4 protein-coding genes and 1 pseudogene are annotated in these 4,517 nt (G+C 66.7%); 1 reads left to right on the top strand and 4 read right to left on the bottom strand.

Going from position 1 to position 4,517, the window contains the following annotated elements; genetic code table 11:
- Positions 1–285 (bottom strand): annotated as a pseudogene (locus JYJ84_RS38005) (MFS transporter); the annotation flags it as partial.
- A gap of 108 nt (positions 286–393) precedes the next feature.
- Here JYJ84_RS38005 and JYJ84_RS29220 point away from each other — a divergent pair.
- Positions 394–1,308, top strand: a complete 915-nt coding sequence (locus JYJ84_RS29220) for a LysR family transcriptional regulator (RefSeq protein ID WP_175222900.1) — start codon at positions 394–396, stop codon at positions 1,306–1,308.
- A gap of 96 nt (positions 1,309–1,404) precedes the next feature.
- On the opposite strand, the gene JYJ84_RS29215 is transcribed toward JYJ84_RS29220, so the two are convergent.
- From JYJ84_RS29215 to JYJ84_RS29205, 3 genes are all read right to left on the bottom strand, one after another.
- Positions 1,405–2,937: an amino acid permease gene (locus JYJ84_RS29215; RefSeq protein ID WP_175222899.1), complete on the bottom strand. Its 1,533-nt coding sequence runs from the start codon at positions 2,935–2,937 to the stop codon at positions 1,405–1,407.
- A gap of 103 nt (positions 2,938–3,040) precedes the next feature.
- A complete protein-coding gene (locus JYJ84_RS29210) occupies positions 3,041–3,505 on the bottom strand; it encodes an Lrp/AsnC family transcriptional regulator (protein ID WP_175222898.1) in 465 nt (154 codons plus the stop codon).
- 98 nt (positions 3,506–3,603) lie between these two features.
- Positions 3,604–4,362 (bottom strand): dimethylarginine dimethylaminohydrolase family protein, encoded by a 759-nt coding sequence (locus JYJ84_RS29205; RefSeq protein WP_175222897.1) that lies wholly within the window; start codon positions 4,360–4,362, stop codon positions 3,604–3,606.
- Positions 4,363–4,517: the final 155 nt, after the last annotated feature.

Genomic DNA, 4,517 nt, shown 5'->3' with positions numbered 1-4,517 from the left:
GAACGGGATCACGACGGTCAGGCCGAGCACGTACGCGTTGCCGACCCACGCAAGCTGCGCGACCGACGCGTGCAGCTCGCGCTGCAACGCCGGATACGCGGCGTTCAGCATGAACATGTTCGCGAGATCGATCGCGAAACCGAGCAGGTAGACGGCGGCAATTCTGGAACGGTCGGGCATGGCGGCGGGAACATCACGAAACGCCGCAGTGTAGAAGCCGGCTCGCACATCGGTAAGCGGCCGGATTCGACGAGTCTCGTCGAATTTCTTTGACAATCGGATCATGCGGCGACCACGCCGCGCATCCGTGCAACACACCGCACGCCACACGCGGCCGCACATTCGGGTACCCTTCGAGCGATCCAACGCATAGACAGGACCCACGCCCCAACCATGGTGAGCCTCGATCGTTTCGCCGTCTTCCGTGCCGTGGTCGAAGCCGGTTCGTTCACGGCCGCCGCCACCGCGCTGAACCAGGCGCGGGCGGCCGTCAGTTTCAACATCAAGCAGCTCGAAGCGGAGCTCGGCGTGACGCTGCTCACGCGGACGACCCGGCGTGTCGAACTGACCGACGCCGGCGAGCGCTTCTACCAGCGCTGCCTGCGCGTACTCGAAGAAGCGGAAGGCGCGATCGACGAGGTGCGCGGCGAGCATGGCGGCATGCACGGCGTCCTGCGCGTGACGTCGACGGTCGAGTATGCGGCGCGCGTCCTCGCGCCGATGCTGCATGTGTTCACCGCGCAGCATCCCGCGTTGCGCGTGCGGCTCGAAACGCATACGTCCCAGGCCGATCTCGTGCGCGACCGCTTCGACGTCGCGATCCGGCTCGGACGCGACGCGCACTTTCGCGACCTGCCCTATCGCGGCGTCTGCCTCGCCACCTACGACGTGCTCGCCGTGATGGCACCCGACCTGCCTGCGCAGGCCGGGCTGCCGCACCCGGCGTCGCCCGACGACCTGGCCCGCCTGCCGCAGCTCGGCCACAGCCGGCTCGAGCGGATCGCCGAATGGATGCTCACGGATCGCGCGGGCAACGAACATGCGTTTCGACCGGCCAGGAAGCCTCACGTCGTCGTCGACAACGCATCGGTATTGAGCGAACTGGCGCGCCAGGGCAGCGGCGTCGCGCTGCTGCCCGAATGGCTCGTACGCGACGATCTCGAAAACGGCACGCTGGTCGACGCGCTGCCCGCGTACCGGTTTCCGCAGCAGAACGTCTACGCGCTATACGTCGCGACGCGGCACGTGCCGCAGAAAGTGCGCGCGTGGGTGGATTTCATGAAGGCGCAGTTGCGGCACGGGCACTGAGCGCCGTTTGCGTGCGTCGCCGTGCGCAGGCCGCCGCATCGGAGCCGGCCGTACGATACGACCGGCTCCCGTTACCGCACTTTCAGTTCCGAGCAGTCAGTGCGAATGCCTGTGCTGCGAGGCCCCCGCATCGACCGCGTCGACCGAACGCGTCAGCCACGGGCCGATATCCATCTCCTCGTATCGCACGAGCCGGGCCTTGCGCGCACGGCGATACGCCCACCAGATCGCGACGAACAGCGGAATCCACACGTAGATCGACAGCACTTCCATCCAGTCGATGCGGGCCGCGAAGAACGCCTGGTAATCCTGCCCGAGCGAGATCACGATGCAGATCGCGATCGCGAACAGCGGCCCGAACGGGAACCATTTCGCGCGGTACGGCAGTTGATCGAGCCGGTAGCCCTGCTTCAGGAACCCCTTGCGGAACCGGTAATGGCAGACCGCGATGCCAAGCCACGCGATGAAGCCCGTGATGCCGACCGTATTCAGCAGCCACAGATAGATACCCTGGTTGTTGGTCAGCGACGTGAGGAAGCACAGCCCGCCGACGGCCATCGTCGCGTACAGCGCGTTGCGCGGCACGCCGCCCGGCGACAGCGTCGCGAACATCGCCGGCGCGCGCCCTTCCGCCGCGAGGTTGTACAGCATCCGCGTGGCCGCGTAAGTGCCGGAATTGCCGGCCGACAGCACGGCCGTCAGGATCACGAGATTCATTGCACCGGCCGCGAGCCGGAAGCCCGCGTGGCTGAACACCAGCGTGAACGGGCTCACGCCGATGTCGGTCACGTCGCTCTTCAACAGATTCGGATCCGTGTACGGCACGAGCAGGCCGATCACGAAGATCGCGAACACGTAAAACAGCATGATCCGCCAGAAGATCTGCTTCACCGCGCGCGGGATCGTCTGGCGCGGATTCTCCGATTCGCCGGCCGTGATCCCGACCAGCTCGGTGCCGAGAAACGAGAAGCCCGCGATCAGCGCGACGCTCATCATCGCGTGCACGCCGCCGACGAACGGCGCGTCGCCCGTCGTGAAGTTGCGCAAGCCGACCGGATGCCCGTTCCCGATCAGGCCGGCGGCGATCAGCAGCCCGGCCGCGATGAACGCGACCACGGTGACGACCTTGATCAGCGAGAACCAGTATTCCGATTCGCCAAAGCCGCGCACCGACAGCGTATTGAGCAGGAAGATCAGCACGAGGAAGCCCGCGCCCCACCAGATGCCGGGTATGGTTGGAAACCAGTAGCGCATCACGATCTGCGCGGCGACCAGCTCGATCGCGATCGTCACGGCCCAGCTGTACCAGTAGGTCCAGCCGAGCGCGACGCCGAAGCCTTCGTCGACGTACTTCTCGCCGTAGATCGCAAACGAGCCCGATACCGGCATCAGCGCGGCCATCTCGCCGAGGCCCGTGACGACGAAGTACACCATCAGCCCGATCGCGATATACGCGGCGATCGCACCGCCCGGCCCCGCCTGCGCGACTGACGCGCCCGATGCGACGAACAGCCCCGTGCCGATCGAGCCGCCGATCGCGATCATCGCGATGTGGCGGCCCTGCAGACGGCGCTTCAGCGTCGTTCCGGACGGCGCGGCCGTCTCCACTGCCGCTTGCAAAGCATCCATAGTGTTCACCCTGATTGTGATTCGAGCCTGACGATTTGATTCGGAATGCAAATCGTCAGGCCCGGTCATTCCCGTCGAAACCGGCCCTTCCCGGCCGGCCGCCTCACATGACGCTGCGCTTGATCGCCTGCAGTTCGGCCGTCGTCACGATCTTCTCGATCCGGAACCGCGGGCTTTCCAGCCACACGTTCGCGATCCGCCGGTACTCGTCGAGATCCTCGCACGCGAGCCGCACGAGAAAGTCGAACGTGCCGCTGACGAGCCAGCAATCGAGCACGGCCGGATTCGCACGCATTTCGTCCTCGAACGGCGCCTGCGAACGCCCGTGGTCGGCCAGCGTGATCTGCGCGATCACGACGATCGGCTTGGTCGCGCGCGGCGCCTTGATCACCGCGCGGTACCCTTCGATCACGCCGAGCGCCTCGAGCCGCTCCACGCGCGCCTGGCAGGGCCGCGGCGTGAGATTCACGAGTTCCGACAGCTTCCGGTAGGAAATCCGCCCGTCGGTACGCAGGATGTCGAGGATCCGGAGATCGATCTTGTCGAGCTGCATCTTCTTGTCGGTCATCCGCGTTCGCTCCGGTCGGGTCGTGGCTGGTGCGCGGAACGTCTCCTGTTCCGCGCGAGGGCCACATTATCCGGCCGAAGCGGCCGCGCGCCAATCGGCTAGAACCGCAGCGACAGGCAGGTCAGCCCGCCGTCCATCTTGCGGAACTCGCTCGTGTCGATCACGTGCAGCGGCAGCCCGAGCGATGCGATCGCATCGTGCACGCGCGGGTAGCCGGCGGGTGTGATCAGCGTGCCGTTCACGCGCAGCGTGTTGCCCGCGTATTCGTCGGCGGCCGAGATCGCGATCCGGCGATAGTCGGCGAATGCCGGATGCGCGGCCAGTGCTTCGGTCACGAGCAGCGTGTCGTCGCCGAGCGCGTTGACGACCGACTTCAGGTGCAGGCCGGCGCCCACCGGCACCGCGACGACCGAGTAGCCGTAGCGCGACACGAGCCATTCGAACGCGGCGATGCCTGCGGCGTCGGTGCGGCCCGTCAGGCCGATGTAGAAGCGCTTGCCGACCTGCATCACGTCGCCGCCGTCGAGACGGCCGTCCTGCATCGGCAGCAGGTCGCGATGCGCGGCGAGCGCCGCTTCGATGTGTACCGTCTCGCCACGCCGCGCGGGCGCACCGGGCCGCGTGATCACCGCGAATTCCGGCGTCACGACCGCGGTGTCCTCGACGAAGTGCGAATCAGGGAACGCGTCCAGCGGCGGCAGTTCGGTCAGCTCGACGCCGAGCGTGCGCAACGCGTCGCAGTAAGCGTGGAACTGCGTGAGCGTCTTGTCGTAATCGGGCGCGCCGAGTTCGGCGGTGGTCAGGCCCGCGCCACAGGACGGCGCGGGGCGGCGAACGATCGCTTGCGTGAATTGCATCGACTCCTCCATGGTCAGCGCCACACCCGTGCTTCAACGGGGCGGCTGCGTTGTGTCCGGACCATTATCGGAAGCCAAATTGCGCAATTCGCGTCGATTTCGGCGGTGCCGACAGCCGATTGCGTCGAATTGCACGCGGCGCGCAGCGGATTCGG

It is taken from the genome of Burkholderia sp. LMG 13014, from assembly GCF_905232215.1.
Lineage (GTDB): Bacteria > Pseudomonadota > Gammaproteobacteria > Burkholderiales > Burkholderiaceae > Burkholderia.
The sequence above is the reverse complement of the archived record's forward strand: the minus strand, read 5'-3'. Positions and strand labels throughout refer to the sequence as shown.

What these genes read in the sequence shown, in the direction of transcription:
- JYJ84_RS29220 (WP_175222900.1), top strand. Translation starts at nt 394, where the DNA reads ATGGTGAGCCTCGATCGTTTCGCCGTCTTCCGTGCCGTGGTCGAAGCC.
- JYJ84_RS29215 (WP_175222899.1), bottom strand. Translation starts at nt 2,937, where the DNA reads ATGGATGCTTTGCAAGCGGCAGTGGAGACGGCCGCGCCGTCCGGAACG.
- JYJ84_RS29210 (WP_175222898.1), bottom strand. Translation starts at nt 3,505, where the DNA reads ATGACCGACAAGAAGATGCAGCTCGACAAGATCGATCTCCGGATCCTC.
- JYJ84_RS29205 (WP_175222897.1), bottom strand. Translation starts at nt 4,362, where the DNA reads ATGCAATTCACGCAAGCGATCGTTCGCCGCCCCGCGCCGTCCTGTGGC.